This is a genomic window from Bacillus sp. JJ634 (assembly GCF_036962285.1).
In the GTDB taxonomy this organism is placed as follows: domain Bacteria; phylum Bacillota; class Bacilli; order Bacillales; family DSM-1321; genus Peribacillus; species Peribacillus asahii_A.
In genome coordinates this window covers 1-3,543 of sequence record NZ_JBALMU010000193.1, presented here as the reverse complement: position 1 = coordinate 3,543, position 3,543 = coordinate 1, and the positions used below count along the sequence as shown (strand labels likewise).

The window sequence follows — 3,543 nt, the reverse complement described above, 5'->3', positions numbered from 1 at the left end:
AACCAATACAGTGCCTAATAAACTTCGAGAAAAAATCGCGACAAGAAATGTGGGTAACGCAGCTAGTAAAGATAACAGATTATCCGATATAGAAAATTGATTGTTTGATAATAGAAGTTCTTGCGCAAGCAGAGCAGCCATAACTGCTACAGGTATATGCTTCAACCAATTAATGCCCCATTCTGGAATTTGAATACGACTTAGCAATACTAACGGTACAACTCTTGGAATAAAGGTAACAATAGCTGAGCCAACAATGACTAATAAAATATACATGTTTACTTCCATCGCTCAATCACCATCCCAATTGTAGCCGCCGCGATTGTTGCTATAATCACACCCGCACTTCCTGGAAAAAGAAAGCTAGAAATAACCACAATCAAAACGGCACTTAAAGCAACTATAATATCAACAAAGTATTTTTTGTGACTCATAATTTGTAAAATAAGGAGCCCAATAAACATCGCTGGCAAAGCAAAATCCAATCCATATTTCTCCGGTGTTGGAATCCACTGTCCAAAAAATCCACCTGCTATATTAGCAAGAACCCAATTTAGATAAGCTGTAATGTTTAATCCTAACATCCATTTATAATTTAGCTGTTTTTTATGCTGCGCATGATTAATCGCAACACCAAATGTTTCATCTGTTAGCAAAGCGCCTGTTAGTATGTTTTGCCCTATTGTTTGCTGACGAAAATAAGGAGCAATTGCTGCACTTAATAATAAATGCCGACTATTTACAAAGAAAATGGTAAATACAATAGCTGATATAGGATGAGCAGCTGCAATCATCCCAGCTGCAATAAACTGACCAGATCCAGCATATAAAATTAAAGATATAAGGGCAATTTCAGAAATACTTAAACCCGCTGTCTTTTCAACAACTCCCGCCGCAAAACCGATGCTCAAATAACCTAATAAAGTAGGCACACAATCTTTAACACCTTGCCAAAAACTATCTTCTTCCTCGTAATATAATGCACTTTCGTTCATGTATTTCCCCTCCGCTGATGACCGAAAAGCTTTCTGCTGTAATGTGTAGTAGTGGAACTTCCATAAGTCAATGATTATCTCCTTTGCTCCATAAGCAATCTCGTTAACCTCTGATAAATCTCCACAATCTCCTCCATCTTCATTCTGACAAGCCCGCTTGATGATGGAGCAACAAAATCAATCGTCCCAGAAACCATTGGCTGTGCCTGAACACCCCAGGTCACATTTCGCTTATTTGCATATTGTTGATAAACACCTTTTCCTACAAAACAAACAACTTTCGGTTGATACTTTATAATCTTTTGTTTTAATTGTTCTCTTCCTTCTATGTATTCAGCTTTTGTAATTTCATCGGCACTTTTTGTCGGCCTAGCAACAATATTTGTAAATCCGAAACCTAAACTCAATAATGTATAATCTTCATTAGAACTATACTTTCTCGGTGTAATGCCCGCTTCAAAAAGAATACGCCAAAATCGATTATTAGGATTGGCATAGTGGTGTCCTGTTTCCGCAGAACGAAGGCTTGGATTGAAGCCGACAAATAAAATATCTAGGTTATTCTTTAGATGGTCTGAGAGTTCCTTCATCGACATGCCTCATTTCTATCGATTTAAAAAATTCTAGGAAGATGCTTCTGCTTAATTAAGCTACAAATTCTATTTTACATATTATAATAAATTTAATCACCTCTCCCTTAGAAAAATTTAACATTTCCTAGGAAATTATTTTTTGAAATATTACTATTATACACATAAAAAACAGCCATCCATTTTAGAATGACTGTTCAGTAAACGTTTTTTGTTATACAAAGATTGTGAGGAGCTTCTGCTTTTCTTGTTGTCTAGCTCCAGCACCTAGCTCTCTGTGAAAAAGATGCTTGCCTTCAAAGGCAAAGAACGCCTTTAGCGTCAATCCCTATTTCCTTTACGAGCTGACCGTTAATATTTTTTATATAAAAACCTAAAAACACACATGGTATACTAAAAAATACGTATGCCAAATAACCTTCTATCAGTCTTTATTTGGAAGGTTCTACTTTATTTGATGTAACATATTTTGTTTAGGCTATATCTCGGAAAGTTGTTTTGCTTTTTAATAAGGTAAAAATCCAATGTAAGAGTCTATTAACACAGCCTATCATAGCTACTTTAAAGGACTTTCCTTCATCGCGTTTCTTATCATATCTTTCTATCATTTTGAATAGACAAGCTCCCAATTTTATTTGAATCATTGAATTAAACAGGGAAGTTAATCAAATTCCTTGAACTTCGGTTTCCTCTTTTTCAATCCCCCACTCTCTTCAATTTCTATGCAATTTTTAAATTGCTGTTCAAGTTCTTTCTTATTTAAATCTTTACCGATAAACACTAATTCACTTACCTTCGTTTCATTCTCTTTCCATTTTCGATCGGGTCTTCCTGAGAAGAGCATGTGCAGACCCTGAAATACCAAGCGGTTTTCTATCCCTTCAATATAAAGAATTCCCTTATATCGTAATAAGTCTTCTCCTTTTTCTTGAATAAGCTGACTCATCCACTGATTCACTTTTTCAAGATTAAGGGGTCTATTTTCCCGAAAAGCAACGGACGATACCTTGTCATCGTGCTCATGGTGATGATGATCCTCTAAAAAATGTGGATCCACTTCAAGTTTATGGTTTATATCAAATGTATGGATCCCTAGTATATCTTTAAGCTCTACATTACAATTTTGCCCATATAATCGTTTAGCAGTAGGATTCATCTGTATGATTCTTCCTTCAAGCTCTTGTAAATTTTCCTCAGATATTAAATCTGTTTTATTTAAAATAATCACATCAGCGAAGGCAATTTGCTCTTGTGCTTCATCATGATAATCCAAATGCTTTGTGACATGCTTGCAATCTACTACAGTAATAATACTATCTACTTCAAATGTCTCAGATAGTAGTTCATCCATAAAAAAGGTCTGAGCAACAGGTGCGGGATCTGCAAGCCCTGTTGTTTCAATTAGGACCCGATCAAATTTCACCTTCCCTTCTTTCATTGAAAACAGAAGAGTTCGCAAAATACGTATCAAATCTCCACGAACAGTACAACAAATGCAGCCATTGTTCATTTCCAAAATTTCTTCATCAGAGTTTACAACCAATTGATTATCTATACCAACTTCACCATATTCATTGACAATAACAGCGATTTTTTGATTATGCTTTTCTGTCAAGATTCGATTTAAAAGCGTTGTTTTTCCAGCCCCCAAATAACCAGTTAGGATGGTCACAGGAATTTTATTTGGATTGATCATAACCATGGATTTCAATCCTCCATTTATAGTATTTTGGATACTTTATTTACTTTTGCTTTATTTTTACGAACGCCTGCTACAGTCCCCTCTGAACGTTCAAATTCTTCACCATTAAATGTATGGCTTATTTTCCCTGTACAATCTTTATTACTCAAAAGGGAATCAATTAATAAAGGAGAATCCTCGGGCTTCATATCCTTATACCAGGTTCCATTTGGATAAGCAATGACCACACATTTATCATGGCAGCGTCCATTACAAC

At 35.5% G+C, this 3,543-nt stretch carries 4 protein-coding genes and 2 pseudogenes; all 6 read right to left on the bottom strand.

Features of this window, described 5'->3' with window-relative positions; genetic code table 11:
* Nucleotides 1-288, bottom strand: a 288-nt coding sequence (locus V7068_RS21565; RefSeq protein ID WP_499714481.1) for an AzlD domain-containing protein, incomplete at its 3' end; no start/stop codon positions are given.
* The gene (locus tag V7068_RS21560; RefSeq protein WP_499714480.1) at nt 279-995 is read right to left on the bottom strand and encodes an AzlC family ABC transporter permease; all 717 of its coding nucleotides are present in this window, start codon (nt 993-995) and stop codon (nt 279-281) included. The genes V7068_RS21565 and V7068_RS21560, both read right to left, overlap by 10 nt.
* 74 nt (nt 996-1,069) lie before the next feature.
* Nucleotides 1,070-1,585: a G/U mismatch-specific DNA glycosylase gene (mug, locus tag V7068_RS21555; RefSeq protein ID WP_499714479.1), complete on the bottom strand. Its 516-nt coding sequence runs from the start codon at nt 1,583-1,585 to the stop codon at nt 1,070-1,072.
* A 473-nt stretch (nt 1,586-2,058) separates the two neighbouring features.
* Nucleotides 2,059-2,181, bottom strand: a pseudogene (locus V7068_RS21550) (IS110 family transposase); the annotation flags it as partial.
* A gap of 65 nt (nt 2,182-2,246) precedes the next feature.
* Nucleotides 2,247-3,287: a CobW family GTP-binding protein gene (locus V7068_RS21545; RefSeq protein WP_499714478.1), complete on the bottom strand. Its 1,041-nt coding sequence runs from the start codon at nt 3,285-3,287 to the stop codon at nt 2,247-2,249.
* A gap of 17 nt (nt 3,288-3,304) precedes the next feature.
* A pseudogene (locus tag V7068_RS21540) lies at nt 3,305-3,543 on the bottom strand ((2Fe-2S) ferredoxin domain-containing protein); the annotation flags it as partial.